Here is a 23,466-nt window from a genome sequence, read left to right on the forward strand (position 1 = left end):
GCCCTGTTCAAGGTGGCCCTGGCCCCCGTGCAGGCGTTCTTCCGCCTGGAGGCCAGCAGCGGCATCCTCCTGGCGCTCTGCGCGGTGGCCGCGCTCGTGTGGGCCAACTCCCCCTGGGGGAGCACCTACGCCGCCGTCTTCGACGCGCCCCTGCACCTGGAGGTGGTGGGCCACGGCGGCGCCTTCACCTTCCGCGAGCTCATCAACGACGGCCTGATGACGCTCTTCTTCTTCCTCGTGGGGATGGAGATCAAGCGCGAGCTGGCCGCGGGTGAGCTGCGCTCCTTCTCCCGCGCGCTCCTGCCGCTCATCGCCGCGCTGGGCGGCATGGTGGTGCCCGCGGGGCTGTACCTCGCGTTCACCCACGGCACGCCCGCGCAGGGCGGCTGGGCCATCCCCATGGCCACCGACATCGCGTTCGCCATCGGGTGCCTCACGCTGGTGAAGGCGCGCGTGGGCCAGGGGCTGGTGGTGTTCCTCACCGCGCTCGCCATCTTCGACGACATCGGCGGCATCCTCGTCATCGCGCTCTTCTACGGCACGGGCCTGCACGTCGAATGGCTCGCGGTGGCCGGGGGCCTGGTCGCGGTGCTCTGGGGGCTCAACCGCTTCTACGTGCGCAACGGCCTGGCCTACGCCGTCGTGGGCGCGGCGCTCTGGTACGCCATGCACCACGGCGGCATCCACGCCACCCTGTCCGGCGTGGTGCTGGGGCTGGCCATCCCTGCCCTGCCCACGCGCTCCGGGCGCGAGGTGCTGGAGGAGCTGGCGGAGTACATCCGGGAGCTGGTGTCCCGGCCGGACGATGAGAGCGCGCGCGGCGCGCAGCTGCTCCACATCGAGGAGGCGCTGGAGGACATCGAGCCGCCGCTCAACCGCTTCGTGCACCTGTGGCACGGCTACGTGGCCTACGGCATCGTGCCCCTGTTCGCGCTGGCCAACTCCGGCGTGGACGTGTCCGCCATGTCCCTGGCGGACCTGCTCAAGCCCCTGCCCCTGGGCATCATCGTGGGCCTCTTCGTGGGCAAGCAGGTGGGCATCTTCCTCTTCACGCTCGCGGCGGTGAAGACGGGCGTGTCGCCGCTGCCCACGGGCGCGGGCGTCGCCCAGGTGCACGGGGTGTCGGTGGTGGCCGGCATCGGCTTCACGGTGGCCCTCTTCGTGGCGGGGCTCGCCTTCGCGAACGAGCCCGCCCTGCTGGCGGAGGCGAAGCTGGGCATCCTCACGGGATCGTTGCTGTCCGCCGTCGTGGGCTACGTCCTCTTGCGCTACGTGGCCCGTCCGCCACAGGCTGCCCTCCAGACCCCGTCATGAACCTCCAGGACCTCAACCGCATCCGGCAGATTGCCCTCATCGCGGCCCGTCACGGCTTCGGCGAGGTGACCGAGCGCGCGGGCGTCTGGCGCCTGCTCGGCGGCCGCAAGGAGAAGGTGGAGGTCTCCGAGGAGGCCCGCCGCGAGTCCACCGCGCGCCGCTTCCGCCTCTTCCTGGCGGAGCTGGGCCCCACGTTCATCAAGCTGGGCCAGGTGCTCTCCACCCGCGCGGACCTGCTGCCCGCGGAGTTCGTGGACGAGCTGGCCACGCTCCAGGACAACGTGGAGGCCATCCCGCTGGAGGACGTCCACGCGCAGATCCGCGACGCGCTGGGCAAGGAGGTGCAGGAGTTGTTCGCCCAGGTGGATCCGGAGCCGCTCGCCGCCGCGTCCATCGCGCAGGTGCACCGCGCGGTGACGCTGGAGGGCGAGGAGGTCGTCATCAAGGTGCAGCGCCCCGGCATCGCCCAGCGCATCGACGCGGACCTGGGCGTGCTGCGCTCGCTGGCGCGCCTGCTGGAAGCCGTGGTGGAGGAGACGGGCATCTACACGCCGTCCGGCATCGTGGACGAGTTCGACCGGGCCATCCACGAGGAGCTGGACTTCATCAACGAGGCCACCAACATCCGCGCGTTCCTGGAGAACCACAAGGACCGCCCGTACCTCAAGATTCCGCGCGTGCACGCGGCGCTCTCCAGCCGCACCGTGCTCACCATGGAGTTCATCCGCGGGGAGAAGATCAACCCCGCCGCCCTGGCGGAGCCGGACCGCAAGCAGATTGCCCAGCACATCCTGGAGGCCAGCTTCCGGCAGCTCTTCGACGACGGGCTGTTCCACGGCGACCCGCACCCCGGCAACGTGCTGCTCATGGAGGGCAACCGGCTGGCGCTCCTGGACTTCGGCGTGGTGGGCCGGCTCACCCGCCCCATGCAGGAGACGCTGGTGATGCTGTGCCTGGCGGTCGCGCTCAAGGACAGCGACTCCGTGGCGCGCATCCTCTACCGCGTGGGCGTGCCGGACGCGCGCGCCAACCTGATGGGCTTCCGCAACGACATCGAGTCCATCCTCGGCCAGCACCTGCCCACCACGCTGGGCCAGGTGGACGCGCGCACGCTCCTGCGCGACCTGTTGGACCTGGCCGTGAAGTACCGCATCCGCATCCCCAAGGAGTACGCGCTGCTGTCGCGCGCCTCCATCTCCACGGAGGGCATGCTGCGCGGGCTCTACCCGGAGCTGAACATCCTGGAGGTGGCGCTGCCGTACGCCAAGGAGCTGATGGCGGGCCGCTACGACCCCACGCAGCTGCAGGGCGGCCTGATGCGCACGCTGTTGCGCTTCCAGTCCATGGCGCAGGACCTGCCCACGCAGCTGTCGCAGATTTTGTTGGACCTGGAGACGGGCAAGTTCAGCGTCACGGTGCGCGCGGAGCAGTTCGACAAGCTCAACGAGAACCTGCGCAGCGTGGCCGTCATCGCCTTCCTGGGCCTGTGCGCGTGCGGCTTCATCGTGGGCGCCTTCATCGCCTTCGCGCCCCGGCCGCCCATGTACGGAAACACGCCGGTGCTGGGCATCGTCGGCATCGCGCTGGCGGCGGCCCTCTTCGGCGCGGTGCTCACCTGGTACCTGTTCGGCGGCCGCTTCGGGAAGGTCAGCGTGACCCGCTTCCTCAAGAAGCGCAGGTAGGGTGTGACACCCGCCCACCCCGTGACGAGCAGGCGGGCATGGGGAGCGCGTGTCACAGGGGTGAGAACGGATCCGTTGAGGGGTGCACAGTCCCGCATGGGCCGGGTAATCTGCGGGGCCTGTTCGTTCCCCTCTTGCCCCCCGTGCTCGACTTGTTCGCGAACCCATCCGCCGCCCGTCGTCCGTACCGCGCCCCGCTGGCCACGCTGTTCGCGGCCGCGCTCCTCGCCACCACCGCCGGCTGCGCTGGCGGGCTAGATGACCCCGAGCGCTTCACCGGCGGGGGCTCCAGCTCCTGCGCGCCGGGCACCACCGCCTCGAGCGTCCTCCAGCAGCAGTGCTTCGCCTGCCACTCCACGGAGACCAAGGCATCAGGCGGGAACCTGGACCTGCAGGCGGCCGGCCTCCCCGGGCGGCTCTACACCACCAATTCGACTTGCAACCAGGCGCCGCTGGCGGACAGCAGCAATCCGTCCCAGTCCTTCTTCCTGAAGAAGCTGGCGCCGTCGCCGGGCTGCGGCTCGCAGATGCCGCTGGGCGGGTCGCTGAGCGCCGCGGACACCGCGTGCCTCACCGAGTGGCTGGTCGCCGGAAAGCCGGGCTCCCCGTGATGACCCGCACCCGATACGCCTCCGCCGCGGCCTTGCTGGGCGCGGCCCTGCTGCTGGCTCCCGCCGCGTACGCCGCGCCGAAGAAGGCGGCCGCGAAGACGGCGCAGTCCGCGTCGAAGAAGTCCAAGGCCTCGTCCAAGGCCTCGAAGGTGACGGAGGCGCGCCGCGTGGCGGTGCTCGCCTCCGGTCCGCACGCGGACGCCGCGCGCGACGTGCTGGAGGCGGAGCTGGCCCGCCGTCCGGCCCGGTACGAAATCGTGCCCGAGTCCGCGGTGCGCGCCGCCGCGTCGCGCCTGGGCCGGGATCCGACGCAGCCCGCTGGCGCCGCCGCGGTGGCGAGCGAGCTGGGCCTGAGCGCCGTGGTGGTGGCGGACACGTCCACGGTGGGCAAGAAGCAGCAGGTGCGCCTCACCGTGCGCAACGGCAAGGACGGCAAGGCGCTGGCGTCACCTCCCGCCGCGAAGCCCGCCACGGCGAAGCTGGTGCCCGTGGCGGTGAAGCGTCAGTGGACGGCGCTGGAGCGCGGCCTGCAGAAGTCGACCGCGCCGGAGGCCGCCCCGGTGGCGCCTCCGCAGCCGCCCACGCCGGTGGAGCCGGAGCCGGCGGTGAAGCCCGCGGCGCCCATCGCGGAGACGCCGGCCCCGGCGCCCGCGCCCAAGACGCCGGACCCGGAGCCCATCCGCAAGCCGGTGGCCGCGAAGCCCAAGGAGGACAAGGCCCCGGTGCGCGAGGACGAGCCGTCCGTCACGGAGTCGGCTGTCGCTTCCGCGCCCATCGTGGAGGGTGCGCTGGGCGTGAAGCTGTTGGGCCGGTCGCTGCGCTACAAGGACGACGTGTTCGGCGTGTTGCGGCCGTACACGCTGGGCCCGGACGTGGGCGGCTTCGCGCTACCGGGGGCGCCGCAGGTGGCGGGCGACGTGACGCTCTATCCGCTCGCGGCCTTCCAGAAGGGAGCGCTGGCGCGGCTGGGCATCACGGGCTCGATTGATCAGTCCTTCGGCCTGAAGTCCACGGGCTCGTCGGGCGAGGTCTCCTACCCCACCACGGCGCGCGAGTGGCAGGCGGGCCTGCGCTACGTGATTCCGTTCGGCGAGGCGCAGCGCCACGGCTTCGAGATCACCGGCACGTACGGGATGAACACGTTCCGCATCGACGCGGTGGATGGCGAGCGGCCTTTGGACCTGCCCAACGTGGAGTACAAGACGGCGGGCCTGGGCCTGGGTGTGCGGGCGGCGCTGTCGGAGAAGTTCGACTTCAACTTCCGCCTCGGGTACCAGCACCCGCTGGACTCGGGAGAGCTGTCCACGGACGCGTGGTTCCCGCGCATGTCGGCGGGGGCCGTCACGGGCAGCGCGACGCTGGCGTACCGGCTCAACAGCATCCTGGACGTGAGGCTGGAGGCGGACCTGCGCCGCTACTTCTTCAAGTTCAACCCGGAGCCGGGCGATCCGTACGTCGCCGGTGGCGCCGTGGATCAGTACCCCGGCCTGTCGCTCCAGCTGGGCTTCCGCTACTAGCGAAGAGCGCGGCACCCCGCCGGTCCGTGTGTCAGGCACGGATCGGCGCGTGGCGGCTCAGCCAGTCCACCACCCGGGGCCAGAGCGTGGCGGCGTGGTGTTCCCGGAAGAAGCCCAGGTGGGCGATGCCCTGGCCGGCGCTGTCCTTGGGTGACAACTGCCGGCGCTCCACGGTGCACCCGGTGAGGTGCTCGCAGACCAGGTCGATGGCCTCCGGCGGTGCCCAGGGGTCGTCGTCCAGGCCGATGGCCAGCACCGGCATGCGCAGCCGGCCGAAGCGGCCCACGGCGTCCAGTTGGGGATCGTCGAAGTAGAAGCGCGGCAGGGACGTCCACCGGCTCCACTCCAGGATTGTCTGGGCGGGCACGTCCTCCCCCAGCCCCAGGCGCGCATAGGGCATGTAGCCCAGGAACCGCGCGCAGAGCGGCCCGATGAGCTTCAGGTACAGGGTGACGAGCAGCCGCTCCCGCCAGTGCCGGATGAAGCGCAGGCTCCCGGCCTGGGACGCCACCATCACCGCGGCGGTGAGGCGCTGGCTGCTCTCGCTCAGCGCGATGGCGTGGCCTCCGAAGCTGTGGCCCACGGCCATCACCGGCAGCCCCGGATACCGGTCCGCCGCCCAGCGGGTCACCGCGTCCACGTCCTGGTCCGCCCAGGTGAGGAACCCGGCGTGCGTCCGCCGCGCGGCGCCCGCGGGCTGCACGCCCCGGTAGTTGTAGGTCACCGCCGCGAAGCCTTCGTCCGTCAGGCGCGAGGCGAACGCGAAATACATCTGCTCCGGCATGGCGGTGGCCGGATGCACCAGCACCACGCCCCGGACGGGCCCTTCCGGCATGTGCAGCGTGGCCTGCAACTCGAAGCCATCCGCGCAATGAATCGGGTGCGGCGTTGTTCGGGCCATGGTCGTCGCGGAGTGCTTAGGCTGCGAAAACATCCGGGGCAAGTTGGAAACAGGGGGGCCTTCGGCGTCAGGCCGGCCGCCGGTCCATGAGCTGGTCCACCAGCCCGTAGCGCACCGCCTCCTCGGCGCTCAGGGTCCGCTTCGCCTCGCAATCCCGCCGCACCTGCTCCGCGGGCTGACCGGTGGCGCGTGCCAGGCGCGTGATGAGGTCGTGGCGCATGCGTTCGATGATGGGCCTTGACTCAGGCGTCGTGCCCGCGCCGCCAGTCAGGGGCGTGAGCATGAATTGGCTCTCCCTCATGGCGAACCGCTGGCCCTTCGCGCCCAGCGCCATGAGCAGCGCGGCCGACCCGGAGCACTCGCCAACGCAGATGGTGGCGACCGGCGACTTCACGTACTCCACCGTGTCGCAGATGGCGAACGTCGCCGTCACCGAGCCGCCGGGTGAGTTGATGAAGAGGCGGATCTCCTGCGTGGGGCTCTCGCTCTCGAGGAAGAGCAACTGCGCGACAGCGAGGCTGGCCACCTCGTCGTCGATGGGCACCCCGATCATGACAATCCGGTCCCGGAGCAAGCGCTCATGAATCGCTTGCGAGGTGTTGGCGGGCTCGCGTGCGTCCTTCGCGCCGGTCTTCCGGAAGGGGTTCCACCAGGGCATTGCGTCCTCTCGGCAAGGTGCGGCGATGGTGACACACTGCCCTCCCCTTCCAGGAGGCCTCCCGTGTCCCAGCGTCGAGCATCGTGTACCTGCGGTCAGCTCCGGGTGGAGTGCAAGGGAGAGCCCATCCGCATCTCCATGTGCCACTGCCTCGCCTGCCAGCAGCGCACCGGCAGCGTGTACGGCGTGCAGGCCCGCTTCCGGCGCGAGGACATCACCCTCATCGAGGGCCGCTCCACGACGTTCACGCGCAAGGGCGACGAGAGCGGCAACGCCGCCCACTTCCACTTCTGTCCGGAGTGCGGCTCGACGGTCTACTACGCGCTCTCGAACGACCCGGACGTCATCGCCATCACCGTGGGCACCTTCGCGGATCCGAAGTTCCCCGCCCCCGTCTTCTCCGTCTGGGAAGAACGGAGTCATGCCTGGGCCGTGCCCCGGGGCACCCCGATGGAGCACATGGACTGAGCGCCGTTCACTTCGCGGGAGGCCGTGCATCCAACAGTCCCCGCACGAACGCCGCCACCGGACCGGCCAGCTCCGACAGCCGGTCCACGCGGTCCTCCTCCGCGGCTTCCAGGATGAGCTCGTTGATGCCGCCCACGAGCGCCATGGCGATGGCGGGCGACAGCGCGGCCCCGGAGCCCGCCGCGTCGAACTCCCGCCGCATCAACTCCGCGAAGCCGCGCATCACCTGGCGGCGCAGCTCGATGCCCTTCGGCCCGACGTGCAGTATCTCCACGAGCAGCGTCCGCACGAGCCCCGGCCGGCTCTGGAGGCTGGACAGGTACACGGCCGCGCCGATGCTGGCCCGCATCTCCCCGGGCGGCGCGTGCTGGATGGCCGCTTCAATCTCCTTCAGCAGCCGCGCGCTCTGCGCCGCGTAGAGCGCCAGCAGGCACGCCTCCTTGTCCTCGAAGTGCTCGTAGAACGTGCGCTTCGACACGCGCGCGTGCCGCACGATGTCCGCGATGGTCAGCCGCGCGTAGCCCACCTCCACGATGGCCTGCGCCAGGCCCGCCACGAGCCGCTCCCGGGGGGACTCTCCTGCTTGCTCGGAAGGCGACGTCATGGGGTTCCTCGGGCTGGTACTTGACCGTACCAGACGCCACTGCTACCTCTCATCAACAGACGCATGGGCTGGGTACCTTCCTGTACCACGAGGAGTCCCGAGATGCCGCTGTCCTCCGCCGAGCCACCCTCGCACGTCGACGTGTTGATCATCGGCGCGGGCCTGTCGGGCATTGGCGCCGCGTACCACCTGCAGACGCGCTGCCCCACCCTGAGCTACGCCATCCTGGAGGGGCGCGGGGCCATGGGTGGCACGTGGGATTTGTTCCGCTACCCGGGCATCCGCTCGGACTCGGACATGTACACGCTGGGCTACCGGTTCCGGCCGTGGCTGGGGGGCAAGGCCATCGCGGATGGGGCGTCCATCAAGGCGTACATCGAGGAGACCGCGGCGGAGTACGGGATTGATCAGCGGATCCGCTACCACCACCGCGTGACGCGGGCCGAGTGGTCCTCGGAGCACTCGCGCTGGACCGTGGACGTGGAGGTGGGCCCGGAGCGCGCCCCGCTCCGCATGACGTGCGGCTTCCTCTACGCCTGCACCGGCTACTACGACTACGCGAGCGGCTACACGCCCACGTGGCCCGGCACGGAGCGCTTCCAGGGCCGCGTCGTGCACCCGCAGCACTGGCCCGAGGACCTGGACTACGGCGGCAAGCGCGTGGTCGTCATCGGCAGCGGCGCCACGGCGGTGACGCTGGTCCCCGCGATGGCGGAGCGCGCCGCGCACGTCACGATGTTGCAGCGCTCGCCCACGTACATCGCGGATCAGCCGGCCGAGGACAGCGTCGCCCGGGCGTTGCGGCGCGTCCTCCCCCGGCGCGCGGCCTACGCGGTCTCACGCTGGAAGAACGTCCTGCGTGGCATGCTCCTCTACGGCCTCGCGCGCAGCCGGCCGGGACTGTTCAAGTGGCTCCTGCGCCTGGGCGTACGGCGCGCGCTCGGCAAGACGTACGACGTCGATACGCACTTCGCGCCCCGCTACAACCCGTGGGACGAACGGCTGTGCGTGGCCCCGGACGGCGACCTCTTCCGCGCCCTCCGCGAGGGGCGCGCCTCCATGGTGACGGACCACATCGAGTCCTTCACCGAGACGGGCCTGAAGCTGCGCTCGGGCGCGCACGTGGACGCGGACGTCATCGTCACCGCCACGGGGCTGAACGTGAAGATCCTCAGCGGCCTGGCGCTGAGCGTGGACGGCAATCCCATCCAGCTGGCGCGGACGCTGGCGTACAAGGGAATGATGTTCAGCGACGTGCCCAACCTCGTCGCGGCCTTCGGGTACACCAACGCGTCGTGGACCCTGAAGTGCGACCTGGTGGCCGAGTACACCTGCCGGCTGCTCAACCACATGAAGCAGCACGGCTACACGCAATGCGTGCCCCGGGTGACGGGTCCGGCGATGACGCCGGAGCCGGTGCTCGACTTCAGCTCCGGGTACGTGCAGCGCGCGCTGGACTCGCTGCCCAGACAAGGCACGCGCGCCCCGTGGCGCCTGTACCAGAACTACGTGCGCGACCTGGTGATGATGCGCTACGGCCGCGTGGACGACGAAGCGATGGAGTTCCGGCGCCCCGAGTCACCGCGGGCGCTGCTTGCGGAGGTGGCCCGTGGCTGAGCACATGCGGCTTCAAGGCAGGACGGCGGTCGTCACGGGCGCGGCGAGCGGCATCGGCCGGGCCATCGCGGTCAGTCTCGCGCGCAAGGGCTGTCACCTCGCGCTGGCGGACGTGAACGAGGCCGGGCTCGCGGAGACCGCGGACCTGGCGCGCGCGCCGGAGGTGCGCATCAGCCGGCACCGGCTCGACGTGTCGGACAAGGACGCGGTGGAGGCCTTCCCGGCGCAGGTGACGGCGGAGCATCCCGGGGTCGACCTGCTCTTCAACAACGCGGGCGTGGCGCTCGGAGGCACCTTCGAACAGGTGAGCGCCGAGGACTTCGAGTGGCTGTTCAACATCAACTTCTGGGGCGTGGTGCGCCTGAGCCGCGCCTTCCTGCCACTGCTCCGCAAGAGTGACGACGCGCGGCTGGTGAACCTCTCCAGCGTCTTCGGCCTGGTGGCCCCGCCGGGCCAGGTGGCCTACGCGGCCAGCAAGTTCGCCGTGCGAGGCTTCTCCGAAGGGCTGCGCCACGAGCTGGAGGGCACCACGGTGGGCGTCACGGTGGTGCACCCGGGCGGCGTCGCGACCTCCATCGCCGCGAGCGCCCGGGTCCCCACCGGAGCAACGGCCGAGGAGGTCACCCGCCGCCGCAAGTCCTTCCAGAAGATGCTGCGGCTCCCAGCCGACGTCGCGGGCGACATCATCGTGAAAGGCGTGGAGAACCGCGAGCAGCGCATCCTGGTGGGTAAGGACGCCGTGGCGCTGGCGATGCTCGCCCGCGTCTTCCCCGTGACGTACTGGAAGCTGATCGGCCCGCGCCTGCGCGCCTGAGCCGTCACACAGGTCTGCGGAAGAGGTCGCCCAGGTCGGCGGGCAGCTGCGACGCCACGGCGGCGACCTCGTCCTCGGGGATGCGGTCTCGCACGGCGGTGAACACCGCGGTGACGACGCGGAAGGCCTGGTCGGGCTTGATGTTCAGGTGGTCCGCCACGTCGGTGATGAACTCGTCGCGACCAATGCGCTTCGCGCGCGAGGGCCCCCGGTGCACCGAGCAGGCACCCAGGATGGCGCCAATGCCTCCGGGCAGCGCGCGGTAGAGCTTCACGTCCTCGCCGTCCGACAGCCGCCGGGCGAGCGAGCAGAACACCGCGCTCGCGGCCTCGCGGGCCTCCAGGCCCTGGGTGTGCATGACCGCGTCGCCCTGGATTTCATCCAGGAACGGCTGGAGCTCGAGCGATTCGTCGCGCTCCTTCACGGGGACGGCGTGGGTGTCGGGAGGAACTTGCGAGGCCATGGCAGCGTCTCCGAAGGTTCAGGGCCCCTTCACGGGACCGTGCTCCGGAGACGCTGCGCATGTGCCAGGGCCCCTGCATCGTCCAGCGGCGCCGGGGGCGCGAGCGGCCGGGCCACCGTCACCGGGGCCGGGTGACGAGCTCCTTGCGTCCAATGGGGCTGATGCCCCGCGAGAGCAGCGTCCGGGCCGCGAGCACGGACACGCAGTCATCCGTGCTGTGGATGTCGCCATAGAACGTCAGCAGCGTGGCGGGATCCACGACGCGCAGCTCGCCCACCTGGACGCACGGCACGTTCCGGACGAACACGTCCAGGATGACCTTCGCGCCCTCCAGGTACTTCGCGTACCGGTAGAAGTTCGTGGACGTCGCGTCGAAGCGCGTCCAGATGCGCGCGAAGCCCCGCGTGGTGAGCAGTTGCACCAGCTCCGCGAAGCGCTCCGGCGCGACGAAGAGGTCCACGTCCTTGTGGTCGTGATCGATCTTCAGCTCTTCATGCGGTGGGGCCATGAAGTGCCAGGCCCAGCCGCCGGAGAAGGTGACGAGCGGCGCCAGGGCCCGCAGCTCCGCCTCCGAGATACGAAGGCGTTCCGCGTTCCAGGCCTCTTCCGCCCGCTTTGGATTGCGTGGGTCGCCCATGGCGTCCTCCCGAGTGGCGCGGAAGGACGCCAGGCGTCCAGGAACCTGACCGGCTCCTTCTAACCGTGCGGCACCGGCCGGGGCTCCTCGGGGACGGAGTGCGAGTCGTCCCCGCCCTTCCCCTTGCTGAGCCGGTTCCCCAGCCGCGTCTTGATGCGGTCCGCGACGACGTAGAACGCGGGCACCACCAGGAGGCTCAGGACGGTGGACACGGACAGGCCGCCCAGCACCGCGACGGACATGGGCGCGCGCGTCTCGCTGCCCGCGCCCAGGGCCAGCGCCGCCGGCACCGCGGCCATCATCGTCGCCATGGACGTCATCAGGATGGGCCGCAGGCGCACCGGGCCCGCGCGCAGCATGGCCTGCATCGCGTCCGCGCCCTGCTCGCGCTGCTGGAGCGCGTAGTCCACCAGGATGATGGAGTTCTTCTTCACGATGCCCATCAACAGCAGCAGGCCAATCATGCTGAAGATGTTCAGCGTGTGCCCCGTGACGAGCAGCGCGAACGACGCGCCCGCCACCGACAAGGGAAGAATCGTCAGCACCGTCACCGGGTGCAGGAACGAATTGAACTGCGCGCCCAGCACCATGTACGCGACGGCGATGCCCAGGAAGAGCGCGAAGATGAGGCTGCTCATCGAGTCGCGGAACGCCACGCTCGCGCCGCCCGCCACCACGCGGATGCCGCCGGGCAGGTCCTTGCCCAGGGACTCCACCGTGGCCAGCGCCTCCTCCTGATTGGACCCCGGCGCCACGTTGGCGAAGAGGCTGATGGCGCGCTCACGGTCGCGGCGGGTGATGGCCTGCAGCGCGGGCAGCTCCTCCTGCGTCACCAGCGACGACAGCGGCACCAGCATGTTGTTCGCCGTGCGGACCTTCAACAGCGACAGGTCCTCCGGCCGCGAGCGCTGGCTCGCCAGCAGCCGCATGCGCACGTCGATGCGCCGCCCGCCGCTGCTGTACTTGCCCACGCGCACGCCGCCCACCAGCGCGTTCACCGTGGACGCCACCGCCTGGATGGGCACGCCCAGGTCCGCCGCGCGGGCGCGGTCCGGGGTGATGCGCAGCTCCGGCTGGCCCAGCTGGTAGTCCGTGTCCAGGTCCACCACCTTGCCGGACGCCAGGAGTTCCTCGCGCAGCGACTGGCTCGCCTCCACCAGCTTGTCCCAGTCCGACCCGCGCACGCTGAACTCCACCGGGAAGCCGCGCTGCGCGGTGAAGCCCGCCTGGGACAGGTCCTGCACCACCGCGCGCAGGCCCGGGTAGCTGTTGAGCTCCTTGCGCAGCACCTGCGCGAACTCCGCCTGCGGCATGCGCTGGTCCGTCGGCACCAGCGTCAGGTTCATGTTGCCGGAGTTCACCGCGGACCCGCTGCCGCCACCGCCCACCACCACGAACACGCGCGTCACCTCCGGACGGCTGGCGACGAACGCCTCCGCGCGCTTGAAGAGGCGGTTGGTCTCCTGCAGGCTGCTGCCCACCGCCGTCTGCAGGCGCACGGACATGCGGCCCTGGTCCTGCGAAGGGACGAACTCGCCCGGCAGCGCCTTGAACGCGAACGCGCTCAGGATGAGCATCGCCACCGCCGCCAGCAGCACGCGCCAGGGCCGCACCAGCCCCCAGCCCAGCGCTCGCGCGTACAGCGCCTCCAGCTTGGAGAAGGCCTTGTCCACCACCACGCCAATGCGGCTGCGGTGCTCGCGCGACGTCTTGAGCAGCTGCGCGCATCTCGCGGGCGCCAGGGTGATGGCCTCCACGTAGGACAGGAGCACCGCCACGCACAGCGTGACGCCGAACTGGAGGAAGAACCGGCCGATGATGCCCTTCATGAAGACGACGGGCAGGAAGATGGCCACCACCGCCAGCGTCGCCGCCAGCGCCGCGAAGGTGATCTCCGCCGTGCCTTCCCGCGCGGCGCTCACCCGGTCCTTCCCCTCCTCCGCGTGCCGGAAGATGTTCTCCAGCACCATGATGGCGTCGTCCACCACGATGCCCACCGCCAAAGCCAGGCCCAGCAGCGTGAACGTGTTGAGCGTGAAGCCCAGGAAGTAGATGACCGCCACCGTCCCCAACAGCGACATGGGGATGGCGAGCACGACGTTGAGCGTGCTGGAAAGCGAACCCAGGAACACCCAGCACACGAACGCGGTGAGGATGCACGCGAGCAACAGCTCGAACTCAATCTCGTGCACGCTCTCCTCGATGAACTGCGTCGAGTCGAAGTTGATGCTCGCGCTCATGCCCTCGGGCAGCTCCTTCTGGAGCTGCGCCAGCTGCTCGCGCACCGCCTGGGCCACCGCCACCGCGTTGGCGCCGCGCTGCTTCTTGATGCCCATGGCCTGGGCCGGCTCGCCGTTCACGCGCGCCAGGCGGCGCTCGTCCTCGAAGCCGTCCTCCACGATGGCCACGTCGTGCAGGTACACCGTGCGCCCGTTCTCCTCGCGCACCGCCACGTTCGCCAGCGTCTCCAGGTCCAGCGCCTCGCCCATGAAGCGGACGTTGACCTCGCGCCCCTGCGTCTCGATGCGGCCTGCGGGCAGCTCCACGTGCTCGCGCTGGAGCGCGGCGATGAGGTCCGTCACGGTGAGCCCGTGCGCGTCCAGCTTCTGCGCGTCCACCCAGATGCGCACGTTGCGCTCCAGCAGGCCGCCCAGGATGACCTCGCCCACGCCCGGCACCGTCTGCAGGCGCTCCTTCACGCGGTAGCGCGCGAAGTCGCTCACCACCTGCTGGGAGAACGGCCCGGCCACGCCCAGCCACATGATGGGCTGGTCCTCCGGGTTGGACTTGGAGACGACGGGCGGATCGATGTCCAGCGGCAGCCGGCGCTGGGCCTGGCTCACCTTGGTCTGCACGTCCTGCAGCGCCAGGTCCACGTTGCGCGACAGGTCCAGCTCCACCGTGATGTTGGCGCTGCCCTGGCGCGCGGAGGACGTGATGCTCTTGACGCCCTCCACCTGCGTCACGGCTTCTTCAATGAACTCGACGACGTCCGACTCCACCGCCTCCGGGTTGGCGCCCTCCCACGACACGGAGATGTTGATGGTGGGGAAGTCCACGTCCGGGAACTGGCTGATGCCGATGCGCTGGGCCGCCACCAGTCCGAAGATGATGGTCGCCGCCATGATCATCCAGGCGAACACCGGCTTCTTGATGCAGACGTCGGTGATGCTCATGGACGGCCCTCCGCGCCCGTCTTCGCGTTCGGCTCACCGCGGGCCTCGGCCGGGGGCTGCTCGCCAACCACCTTCGGCTTCGGGCGCTCCTGCTCGATGCGCACGGCCACCCCGTCGCGCAGGGCCTCCGCGCCGCGCACCACCAGCGTCTCGCCGGGCTTGAGACCCTCCTTCACCTCCACCCGCCCGTCCGGCGTGCGCAGCCCCAGCTCCAGGATGCGCTCGCGCGCCTTGTTGTCCGTCACCACGAACGCCAGGAAGCCGCGCTCGCTGGGGCGGATGGCCGTCTGCGGAATCACCGGGCTGTCCCCGCGCGAATCCACCGGCACGCTCACCGTGGCGAAGGCGCCCGGCCGCAGCTTCTGCGCGGCGTCGCCCGTCACCTCCGCGGTCACCGCCACCATGCGGCTCTGCGTGTCCGCGCTCGCGGACACGTAGGTGATCTTCGCCTCGTACTGCCCGCCGTCCGAGCGCACCGTGAAGCGCGCGGGCATCCCCGGTTGGATCCGCGTCACGTCCGCCGCGGGCACGTTGAAGCGCAGGAGCAGCGGCTCACGGCGCAGCAGCGTGGCCAGCACCACGCCCGGCTGCACGTACTGGCCCGTCTGCACGGTGCGCGTCTGGAGGATGCCGTCCATGGGCGCGCGCACGTAGGCGTCGCGCTGGTTGAGCTGCGCCTGATCCAACGCGGCCTTCGCGGCGGCCACGTCCGCCTGGGCGGTGGCGGCGCGGGCCTGGTACGTCTCCAGCTGTTCGGCGGGCAGGAGGCCCGGGCTCTGCGCGTTGACCTCCGCGCGGCGCTGGGCGCCGGCCTTGGCCTCCACCAGCGCGGCCTGGGCCTTCTGCAGCGCGGCCTCCGCGGCGCGCACGGCGATGGCGTAGCGCGCGGGTTCAATCTCCGCGAGCGTGTCGCCCTTCTTCACGACCTGCCCTTCCGCGAAGGACACCTTCTCCAGCGCGCCCGGCACGCGCGCGGTGATCTGCACGCTCTCGAAGGCCTCCACCGCGCCCACGGCGCTGACCGCGTACTCCACGTCGCGCGCCTCCACGGCCGCGACCTCCACGGGGAACTGGGTGGGACCCCGGCCCGCGCCCTTGCCGCCCTGCGCGGGCGCGTCCTTCTTGCAGCCGGGGGCCAGGGACAGCATGGCCAGCGACAGGGCCAGCACTCCAGTGCGTTGCATTGCCTTCACGGTTCCTTCCCCAGTGGATTCAGTCCGACAGCGGCCCGCAGGCCCAACAGCGCCACGCCCAGCCCATAGCGGTTCTGCGCGAGCGCGACCTCCGCCTCGAAGAGGCTGAGCGACGCGTCCGCCAGGGTGAGCGCGGTGGACAGGCCCTGGCGGTAGAGGATGCCCGTCTCGGCCGCGTTTTTCCGCGCAGCCTTCGCCGCCTGCTCGCTCTGCGCGAGCGCGGCCCGGGCCGTCTCCAGGTTCACCCGCGCCTGCTCGATGTCCACCGGCACGCGGCGGGTCGCGGCCTGCGTGTTCAGCTCCGCCGCGTTGGCGAGGGCCACGCGCTCGTCGCGGTCCGCGTAGCGGGCGCCGCCGTCGAAGAGGGTCCAGGTGAGATCCACGGCGAGGAAACCGTCGCCCACGTTGCCGTTGAGGCCGGCTTCGTTGGTGAGGCGGTACTGGGCGCTCGCGCCCAGGGACGGCAGCAGGCGCGCCAGGGGCTCCTTCGCGGTCTCCCGCAGCGAGCGCACGCGCAGGCGCGCGGAGAGGATATCCGGCCGCCGGTCGGTGGCCCCCTGGGTCAGCATGTCGAGGGCAGGCGCGGGCCGCACGGCGTCCGCGAGCAGCGGCTCCGGGGGAGTGAGCTCTCCCTGCACCGGCTCCACCAGCAGGTAGCCCAGCTCCAGGCGGCTCGTCTCCGCGGTGCCCAGCGCGGCGGCGAGGTTGGACTCGGCGGTGGCCAGCTCCAGCTCCGCGCGGGTGACGTCGTTGGTGCTGGCGAGCCCCGCGTTGGCGCGCGCCTGCGCGTCCGCCAGGCTCTGCTTCGCGAAGGCGAGGCGCTGCTCGGCGGCCTGGTACACCTGCTGGTTGGCCAGCGTGACGAGGAAGGCGTTGGCGGCGCTGAAGGCCACCTGGCGGCGCGTCTCCACGGCGTCCAGCTTGGACGCTTCGCTCTCCAGCTTCGCGGCCTTGTAGAGCGGGAAGCCGCGCGCGTCGAAGAGGGTGAGGCGTCCGGAGAAGACAGCGCCCAGGGCGTTGTACTTCTGGAGGACGACGGTCTGTCCGCCCACCTCGCGCGTGGACTCACGCAGGCGCCGTGTGTAGGTGCCGGTGGCCGCGAGGGTGGGCAGGAAGAAGGCGCGGGCGCGGGCGACGCGGGCCTGGGCGGCCTCGGCCGTCTGCCCCGCGGCGAGCACGGCCTCGTTCTTCTGCGAGGCCAGCTCCACGGCGCGTTCCAGCGTCAGCGGAGCGGCGCCAGCGTCCGGCTTGGGTGGCTTGGGGAAGGCGCTGGCGGGCGAGTCGGCCGGAGGCGTCTGGGCGAGCGCGTCCGGGGCCAGCGCGCAGAGGCAGGCACCCAGGGGCGCGGCGAGGAGGGCACGGCGGACGGTGGACATAGAAGTGGAGCGGTGGTGCGGGGCCAGTGTTGAAAGGTCAGCGGCCCCTATACACGGAAGCCGTCATCTCGGGGTTGATGAGCGGCCCGTGTCTGGACGATGCCTCGCGGGGCGGACTAAGGGACGGGGAAGAAGGTTCTTGGGTTGAACTGCCGACGGTGGCGCCGTCCGCCCCACTCCGGGTGTGGGACGCGCCCCAGAATGCGTGTCCCATGCGTTTATTCCTGCTCGCCGTGCTCACGGGCGTCCTCACCGGGTGCTCCAAGGGCGATGACCTCAAGTCCGCCGCTCTGAAGGTCCAGGTTCATTACGAAGGATTTCGGCCGGGGTGCGTGACGCTGACGGTCACGGATCAGGCGGAGGTGTCCCGGACGGTCACGACGAACGTGAACGTGTCCGCGGGTCCGCCTCCGGGCACACTGTCCGTGGCGGTGTTCCGCCAGGCCGGCTGGAGCAACGACGTGAAGCTCCAGGCCCGAGCACAGGAGCGCTCCTGCGAAGGAAACCAGGTGGCCTCCGCGGAGACCACCGCGAGCCTCGCGAAGGACGGCATCACGGCGGTGGAGCTGTCGCTGAGCGCCGTGGACGGAGATGGGGACGGGTTCGTGCGCACGGAGGACCAGGGCACGGACTGCAACGACGGGGATGAGACCGTGGGCGGTCCCATCCCCTGGTACACGGACTCGGACGGAGACAAGTTCGGCAGCAGCCTCCTGCCTCCAGTGATTCAGTGCACGTCGCCCTCGTTCAACAGCGTTCGTACCGCGGGCGACTGCAAGGACAACGACATCCTCGTGCACCCTGGCCAGGAGGAGTTCCGGTGCGACGGCGAGGACGACAACTGCAACGGCGCGAAGGATGAGTCGTTCGACGTGGGCGGGAACTGCCTCAACGAATTCCAATGCGCGGGAGCGAGGGCCTGCGTGACGGCGGATGGCGGCGTCACGTGCAACAGCACCCTCACGCCCACGGCCTACTACTTCGACGAGGACGGGGACAAACAGGCGGGAGCGGATGGCGGCGTGACCTGCGGTTCCCCGCCTCCGAACACAGTCGCTGAGTTCTCCGACTGCGACGAAAGCTCCGCGTACGTATCGTTCAACCAGGACGAGGTCTGCGACCGCCTGGACAACGACTGCAAGGGCGGTGTGGACAATGGCATCCCCTGTGCCCAGAAGGACCTGAACTGGGAGGGGAGCAGTGGCGGAGCGCTCCAAGCTCGCTGGAATGCCATCGCAGTGGGACAAGATCTGGCGTGGCTCGCTGGCATCGGCGGAGGCGACCTCAAAGGCAACGTGCTGAAGATCCAGAGCGATGGAGGCATGACTCAATCCAACTGCTCTGGGCAGTATCTAGCGGCATGGGTCAGCAAGACCGGGCAGGTGTTCCTGGCCGGCGAGGACGGTGCTCTCGCCAGCAAGACTCCTGATGACGCTCCCTGCTCAACGACCACGACCAAGCCCGCCAGTGATGCACCGCTCAACGGCATCGTGGGATTCGACTCAGCGGACGGTGGCCCGCCGACGCTCTACGCCGTGGCGAGCAACGGCTTCATTTTCAAGTGGGTGTTCGGCTCCGCTCCGGTGCAGGTCGCAACCACAGGCATCAACCTTCGCTCGGTGCACGCAGCCGGTGGCCCTGAGACAATGCTGGCGGTCGGCGCGAAGGACTTTGGTATTCCCCAGCCGCTCGCTCGGGCAGTGCGCTTCGTCTCGGACGATGCCCCTTGGCCAGAGGAGGCCCTCCCGGATGGCCTCCAGTCCACGGTCCTGAACGGCGTGCACGTGGTGAACAAGAGCTATGCCTACGCGGCGGGAAACAACGGGATCGTCCTGGAGCGGAATCACGGGACGTGGCGTTTGTTGCCTTCCCTGCCCTCAACGGTAGACCTCACCGACGTGGTGGCCTTTGGCCAGAAGGGAATCTACGTGACGACCGCGCAGACGGGCACCGTCCAGTTCTTCGATGGAACGGCCTGGAAATCCGTCTACTCGAACTCGAAGGCGCTGCGTTCCCTCGATGGTCCATCACCAACAAGGATTGGAGCGTCGGGCGACCTGGGCGTGTACCAGTTCTTCCGCTGGCCCAAGCCCTAGGAATGGACCTGCGCGCTGAAGCCCTGAGTCTCCGCTACGGCGCGCGCACCGTGCTGGAGCCCACGGATTGCCACGTCCCACCCGGCACGCAGGCGCTGGTGCTGGGACGTTCGGGCTCGGGCAAGACGACGCTGCTCAAGTCCTTCGCGGGGCTGCTGCTCCCCTCCTCCGGCCGGGTGACCTGGAACGGCCAGGACGTCGCCAGGCTGTCCGCGCCGGAGCGGCGGGTGCAGCAGGCGTCATTCGGCTTCGTGTTCCAGACGGACGCCCTCTTCGACTCGCTGACGGTGCGGCAGAACGTGATGCAGCCGCTGCTCCGCCGCAGGGTGCCGGAAGACGAAGCCCGCGAGCGCACGGACGCGGTGCTGCGCTCGGTAGGACTGGCGGACGCGGCGGACACGCTGCCGGAGCGGCTGTCCGGCGGCATGAAGAAGCGCGCGGGCCTGGCGAGGGCCATCGCGGCGAGGCCGGCGGTGCTGCTGGCGGATGATCCGTTCGCGGGCCTGGATCCGGGCACTGCGCGGCAGGTGGCGCGAGTCCTCCTGGAGGTCGCCGGCCAGGGCACGCTGCTGGTGGCGGCCCCGGAAGCGCCGGTGGACCTCCCCCTGCCCCGCTGGTTGTACCTGCGAGGCGGCAGACTGGTGCACGATGGGGCCCCGGCGCCGGAACTGGAGCGCGCGCCGGACGAGGCCCTCGCATGATTCCGCGGTCCCAGCACCCGTGAGCACCACCGCCCTGTCCTGGCTGGGACGCTCGGCGATGCGCGCGGTGGGCGGCGTGGGCGCGCTGGCCCTGGTCGCGGGCCGCACGGCCTGGGCCTTGCGCGGGCTGGAGCGGCGCGAGCTGGCACGAGGCCTGGTGCAGTTCGGCTTTGGCTCCCTGCCGCTCGCACTGGCCACGGCGGCGTTGGCCGGCGTCATCGTGGTGGTGCAAGCGGCGCTCTACATCCAGCGCTTCGGAGCACGCGCGTTCCTGGGCTGGGCAGCGGGCTATGGCGTGCTGTGGGAGTTCGGTCCGCTGCTCCTCGGGCTGATCATGTCCGCGCGAATCGGCGCGAGGAACGCGGCCGAGCTGGCCACGCTGAAGGTCGGCGGACAGGTTGAAGGCCTGCGAGGCATTGGCCTGGATCCGTTCGCGCTGCTGGTGGCGCCCCGGGTCGTGGCCATGGAGCTGAGCATGCTCGCGCTGAGCACGTTCACGTTCCTGGTGTCCATCCTCTGTGAAGCCGTGGCAGCGAAGCTCACGCTGGACCTGCCGGTGCGGGTGTTCTTCGGCACCTTCGCGCAGATGCTGAGCCCGTCCGACATCCTGAGCGGCGTGGTGAAGACAGGAGCGTTCGGGCTGGCCATCTCACTGGTGTCCACTGCGGTGGGCCTGCGAGCCAAGGGAGGCGCCAAAGCCGTGGGAGAGGCCGCCGCGAGCGCGGTGGTGCTGGGCTGCGCGGCCATCTTCCTCTTGGACTTCCTGCTCACGACGGTGCTGTCCAGGGTGCTGGGATGAAGCGCGTGCTGACCTTCTTCGGGGCGCCGGGGGTGATGCTGGCGCGCACGGTGCGAGCCGGCACGCGGGAGGGAATCCCCTGGCGCGAAACGCTGGCGCAGGTGCACGAGTTGGGTGGGCGCAGCGTGTGGCTGGTGATGTCGGGCATGGCGTTCTTCGGCGCGGTGCTGGTGATGATCGCCAACGCGCAGGCGAAGAAGCTGATCGGCAACGTGGCGGTGCTGGGCCCGGCCTACTTCGAGATGCTGGTGCGCGAGCTGGGCCCCGCCGTGTCCGCGCTGCTGACGGCGTCCCGAGCCGGAGCCAGTCACTCCGCCGAGCTGGCCACGATGAGCGTGAACGAGCAGGTGGAGGCGCTGGAGATGTCGGCGGGGGATCCGTACGCGGACCTCGTGGCGCCCCGGGTGATCGCGGGCGTAGTAGGGGTGCCGCTCTTGAGCGTGCTGGGCACGCTCGCGGCGACGGCGTCGGCGGTAACTGTGGCGAGCGTGGCGTTGAACATCGACGGCCGGGCGTTCATGGACGCGAGGTACGTGGACGGATGGGACCTGCTGGTGGGAGGGCTGAAGGTCGTGGCCTGCGGGCTCTACATCCCGCTCGCGGCAGCGGTGGCGGGCTTGAACGCCCGGGGCGGCGCGGAGGCGGTGGGCGAAGCGACGACGGAAGGCGTGGTAGCGGCCAGCCTGGGATGTCTGTTGATTGACCTGACGGTGTCGCTTGCGTTCCAGTTCGTGCGCCTGTGAATGACACCGGTCCGGACACGCTGGTCTTCGACGACGTGGCGATCGCCTTCGAGCAGGGCCGCCGCGTGCTGGACGGCCTGAGCGCGCAGGTCTCCACGAAGGAGCTGACGTTCATCGCGGGGGCGAGCGGTTCCGGAAAGAGCGTGCTGTGCCGGCTGGCAGTGGGCCTGTTGAAGCCCGGAGCCGGCAAGGTGACGCTGTTCGGAGAGCGCGTGGACACGCAGCCAGAGCGAACCCTGGTGCCCCTCCGCCGACGGGCGCCGTACCTGGTGCAGGGCCCGGCGCTGCTGGACTGGAGGACACTGCGGGAGAACGTACGCCTCGCGGATCCGAGCGCCCCGGAGGAAGCGGTGGAGACGGCGCTGGAAAAAGTGGGCCTGAAGGAATGGGCGGACCGGCTGCCTCCGGAGCTGGGACCCGGAGCAAAGAAGCGAGCGGCCATCGCGAGGGCGCTGGTGCTCAAGCCGCGTTACCTGCTGCTGGACGAGCCGACGACGGGGTTGGACCGCCGGGCGGCGATGCAGGTGGAGGCGGTGCTGGCGTCGTTGAAGGAGCAGGGCCTGGGGGCGCTGGTGGTGTCACACGACTACCGGCAGTTGAGAGGCATCGCGGACCGGGTGCTGGTGGTGGCGAAGGGACGCAACGCGTACCTGGGGAGCCCGGAGGGCTTCCTGGAGTCCCCTGCCCCGGAGTTGCGGACGCTGACGGCGCCGTTCATGGAGGGCGCGACGGATGGATGAGCAGCGGCTGGAGTTGAAGGTCGGAGCGCTGGTGCTCGCGACGCTGGTGGGCGTGCTGGTGTTGCTCTGGTTGATGGGAGAGCTGACGCTGGGCCGGGGCGCGAAGCTCGAAGTGGACTTCGCGCACACAGGCAACGTGGTGCAGGGAGCCCCGGTGAAGCTGGGAGGCGTCCAGGTGGGCAAGGTGGACACCATCCATCTCCTGGCGGACCGAAGGGATGCGAAGGGCCTCCCCCTCCCCGTCCGCATGGACCTGTCCGTGGAGCCCGCGGCCCGGGGTGCCCTGCGCAAGGACGCAAGGGTGACGGTGGGCACGGTGGGCCTCTTGGGTGAGCCCTATCTGGAGTTGAACCCAGGCAACGCCGACGCGCCGCTGCCGGAGGCTGAAGCACTGCGAGGCGTGGATGCGCCGCGTCTGGATTTGCTGTCGGAGCAGCTGTCCAAGTTCGTGACGCTGCTGTCAGACATGTTGGAGAAGGATCCGGAAGCCGTGACGGGCCTGGCCGCCAACGTGTCGCGACTGGCAAGGACGCTGGACGAGGTCCTGACGGAGAACCAAGGCGACGTGAAGGTCCTGGCCACGGAGCTGGCGGCGGCGTCCAAGGACCTGAGGCAGCTGGCCCAGCTGGCCAAGGAGTCCATGCAGCCCGGAGGCAAGGGAGCCCGCCTCCTGGACGACGCCTCCGCCGTGGCGGCCCTGATGCGAAAGGATCTCCCCGGCCTGACGAAGTCCGCCGGAACGACCCTGGACGGCCTGGCGGCGCTGACAGGCCCCCTGACGCCCGAGGACGGCCAGCAGATGAAGCTGGCTCTCCAGCGCTTCACGGCGGCAGCGGGCCAGTTGGAGCAGATCGCCACCAAGGCGGACCGGATCCTGGGACAGCTCGACTCCGGTGAGGGAACCGGCGGCGCGCTGCTCAAGGACCCTGCCCTCTATGACGAACTGAAGACCCTGGTCACGGACCTGCGCAAGCATCCGTGGAAGATCCTCTGGAAGGATTGAGCTGATCCTACCCGGGATCCAATGCCCAGGTTCCTTCCGCCCAGCGCTTCAACGCCTCAGAGGCGGCGAATGAAACGAGGTCCTGTCCTTGGGCTGCCTGTTGCAGGACCGCCTTGGCCTCGGTCGTTCGATGGCGGAGAAGAAAAGCTGCCGCTTTGACCCGGACGTCCATGCGCGGATGAACGAAGAGGGCTGCGAGTGCATCCCGCCCTGCATCCCCATGCGCACACAACTTGTCGAACGTCTCGTTCACCTTTTTGGCGTGCTTGTTTCCCGTCTTTGAATCCCCTTGCTGGACCGCATCGTTCTGCGCAGCGGCATGCAGGGCAAACGCCTCCACGAGCTTTTCCATC

General features: G+C 70.2%; 22 protein-coding genes. 13 read left to right on the forward strand and 9 right to left on the reverse strand.

Annotated features, from left to right (window positions below; translation table 11 throughout):
• The first annotated feature begins 3 nt into the window (after positions 1-3).
• The 4 genes from nhaA (at position 4) to D7X55_RS08750 (ending at position 5,124) form a co-directional block, all read left to right on the forward strand.
• A complete protein-coding gene (nhaA, locus tag D7X55_RS08735) occupies positions 4-1,314 on the forward strand; it encodes a Na+/H+ antiporter NhaA (protein WP_121722810.1) in 1,311 nt (436 codons plus the stop codon).
• Entirely contained in the window at positions 1,311-2,996 is a 1,686-nt protein-coding gene (locus D7X55_RS08740) for an AarF/ABC1/UbiB kinase family protein (RefSeq protein WP_120547658.1), read from the forward strand. Before nhaA ends, D7X55_RS08740 begins: the two co-directional genes overlap by 4 nt.
• A 143-nt stretch (positions 2,997-3,139) precedes the next feature.
• On the forward strand, positions 3,140-3,607 hold the full coding sequence (locus D7X55_RS08745) for a hypothetical protein (RefSeq protein ID WP_147442693.1): 468 nt from the start codon (positions 3,140-3,142) through the stop codon (positions 3,605-3,607).
• The gene (locus D7X55_RS08750; RefSeq protein WP_121722790.1) at positions 3,607-5,124 is read left to right on the forward strand and encodes a hypothetical protein; all 1,518 of its coding nucleotides are present in this window, start codon (positions 3,607-3,609) and stop codon (positions 5,122-5,124) included. Before D7X55_RS08745 ends, D7X55_RS08750 begins: the two co-directional genes overlap by 1 nt.
• Positions 5,125-5,155: 31 nt before the next feature.
• On the opposite strand, the gene D7X55_RS08755 is transcribed toward D7X55_RS08750, so the two are convergent.
• Both D7X55_RS08755 and D7X55_RS08760 read right to left on the reverse strand, forming a co-directional pair.
• Positions 5,156-6,025 carry a serine aminopeptidase domain-containing protein gene (locus D7X55_RS08755; RefSeq protein WP_120547660.1) on the reverse strand — a complete coding sequence of 290 codons (870 nt, stop codon included), beginning with the start codon at positions 6,023-6,025 and terminating at the stop codon, positions 5,156-5,158.
• Positions 6,026-6,092: 67 nt separating this feature from the next.
• Positions 6,093-6,683, reverse strand: a complete 591-nt coding sequence (locus D7X55_RS08760; protein WP_121722791.1) for an ATP-dependent Clp protease proteolytic subunit — start codon at positions 6,681-6,683, stop codon at positions 6,093-6,095.
• Positions 6,684-6,746: 63 nt separating this feature from the next.
• Between D7X55_RS08760 and D7X55_RS08765 the strand changes: the two genes are divergently transcribed.
• Positions 6,747-7,151, forward strand: coding sequence for a GFA family protein (locus tag D7X55_RS08765; protein ID WP_121722792.1), 405 nt, complete (start codon positions 6,747-6,749; stop codon positions 7,149-7,151).
• A gap of 7 nt (positions 7,152-7,158) precedes the next feature.
• On the opposite strand, the gene D7X55_RS08770 is transcribed toward D7X55_RS08765, so the two are convergent.
• Complete coding sequence (locus tag D7X55_RS08770) at positions 7,159-7,755, reverse strand: TetR/AcrR family transcriptional regulator (protein WP_121722793.1); 597 nt, start codon at positions 7,753-7,755, stop codon at positions 7,159-7,161.
• Positions 7,756-7,857: 102 nt separating this feature from the next.
• On the opposite strand from D7X55_RS08770, the gene D7X55_RS08775 reads away from it, so the two are divergent.
• Both D7X55_RS08775 and D7X55_RS08780 read left to right on the forward strand, forming a co-directional pair.
• A complete protein-coding gene (locus tag D7X55_RS08775) occupies positions 7,858-9,372 on the forward strand; it encodes an NAD(P)/FAD-dependent oxidoreductase (RefSeq protein WP_121722794.1) in 1,515 nt (504 codons plus the stop codon).
• A complete protein-coding gene (locus tag D7X55_RS08780) occupies positions 9,365-10,186 on the forward strand; it encodes an SDR family oxidoreductase (protein ID WP_199746908.1) in 822 nt (273 codons plus the stop codon). The genes D7X55_RS08775 and D7X55_RS08780 overlap by 8 nt, the downstream gene beginning before the upstream one ends.
• 4 nt (positions 10,187-10,190) lie before the next feature.
• Here D7X55_RS08780 and D7X55_RS08785 read toward each other — a convergent pair whose 3' ends face one another.
• The 5 genes from D7X55_RS08785 to D7X55_RS08805 form a co-directional block, all read right to left on the reverse strand.
• Positions 10,191-10,649 carry a DUF2267 domain-containing protein gene (locus D7X55_RS08785; RefSeq protein ID WP_121722795.1) on the reverse strand — a complete coding sequence of 153 codons (459 nt, stop codon included), beginning with the start codon at positions 10,647-10,649 and terminating at the stop codon, positions 10,191-10,193.
• A gap of 118 nt (positions 10,650-10,767) precedes the next feature.
• Entirely contained in the window at positions 10,768-11,286 is a 519-nt protein-coding gene (locus D7X55_RS08790; protein WP_121722796.1) for a hypothetical protein, read from the reverse strand.
• Between the two features lie 59 nt (positions 11,287-11,345).
• A complete protein-coding gene (locus tag D7X55_RS08795; RefSeq protein WP_120547667.1) occupies positions 11,346-14,462 on the reverse strand; it encodes an efflux RND transporter permease subunit in 3,117 nt (1,038 codons plus the stop codon).
• The gene (locus tag D7X55_RS08800) at positions 14,459-15,646 is read right to left on the reverse strand and encodes an efflux RND transporter periplasmic adaptor subunit (RefSeq protein ID WP_199746909.1); all 1,188 of its coding nucleotides are present in this window, start codon (positions 15,644-15,646) and stop codon (positions 14,459-14,461) included. The genes D7X55_RS08795 and D7X55_RS08800 overlap by 4 nt, the downstream gene beginning before the upstream one ends.
• A 5-nt stretch (positions 15,647-15,651) precedes the next feature.
• On the reverse strand, positions 15,652-17,031 hold the full coding sequence (locus D7X55_RS08805; protein WP_121722798.1) for a TolC family protein: 1,380 nt from the start codon (positions 17,029-17,031) through the stop codon (positions 15,652-15,654).
• A gap of 212 nt (positions 17,032-17,243) precedes the next feature.
• On the opposite strand from D7X55_RS08805, the gene D7X55_RS08810 reads away from it, so the two are divergent.
• The 6 genes from D7X55_RS08810 to D7X55_RS08835 are packed head-to-tail and all read left to right on the forward strand — an operon-like array spanning position 17,244 to position 23,113.
• Positions 17,244-19,127 (forward strand): putative metal-binding motif-containing protein, encoded by a 1,884-nt coding sequence (locus D7X55_RS08810; protein WP_158626342.1) that lies wholly within the window; start codon positions 17,244-17,246, stop codon positions 19,125-19,127.
• A gap of 2 nt (positions 19,128-19,129) precedes the next feature.
• Positions 19,130-19,828, forward strand: coding sequence for an ABC transporter ATP-binding protein (locus D7X55_RS08815; protein ID WP_120547671.1), 699 nt, complete (start codon positions 19,130-19,132; stop codon positions 19,826-19,828).
• A gap of 19 nt (positions 19,829-19,847) precedes the next feature.
• Positions 19,848-20,627: an ABC transporter permease gene (locus D7X55_RS08820; protein WP_233609718.1), complete on the forward strand. Its 780-nt coding sequence runs from the start codon at positions 19,848-19,850 to the stop codon at positions 20,625-20,627.
• Positions 20,624-21,370 (forward strand): ABC transporter permease, encoded by a 747-nt coding sequence (locus D7X55_RS08825; RefSeq protein WP_121722800.1) that lies wholly within the window; start codon positions 20,624-20,626, stop codon positions 21,368-21,370. The genes D7X55_RS08820 and D7X55_RS08825 overlap by 4 nt, the downstream gene beginning before the upstream one ends.
• The gene (locus tag D7X55_RS08830) at positions 21,367-22,110 is read left to right on the forward strand and encodes an ATP-binding cassette domain-containing protein (RefSeq protein ID WP_121722801.1); all 744 of its coding nucleotides are present in this window, start codon (positions 21,367-21,369) and stop codon (positions 22,108-22,110) included. The genes D7X55_RS08825 and D7X55_RS08830 overlap by 4 nt, the downstream gene beginning before the upstream one ends.
• Positions 22,103-23,113, forward strand: a complete 1,011-nt coding sequence (locus D7X55_RS08835; RefSeq protein ID WP_121722802.1) for an MlaD family protein — start codon at positions 22,103-22,105, stop codon at positions 23,111-23,113. Before D7X55_RS08830 ends, D7X55_RS08835 begins: the two co-directional genes overlap by 8 nt.
• A 7-nt stretch (positions 23,114-23,120) precedes the next feature.
• On the opposite strand, the gene D7X55_RS08840 is transcribed toward D7X55_RS08835, so the two are convergent.
• Positions 23,121-23,465 (reverse strand): DUF2019 domain-containing protein, encoded by a 345-nt coding sequence (locus D7X55_RS08840; protein WP_121722803.1) that lies wholly within the window; start codon positions 23,463-23,465, stop codon positions 23,121-23,123.
• Position 23,466 lies beyond the last annotated feature (1 nt).

The organism is Corallococcus sp. AB049A (assembly GCF_003668885.1).
GTDB lineage: Bacteria > Myxococcota > Myxococcia > Myxococcales > Myxococcaceae > Corallococcus > Corallococcus interemptor.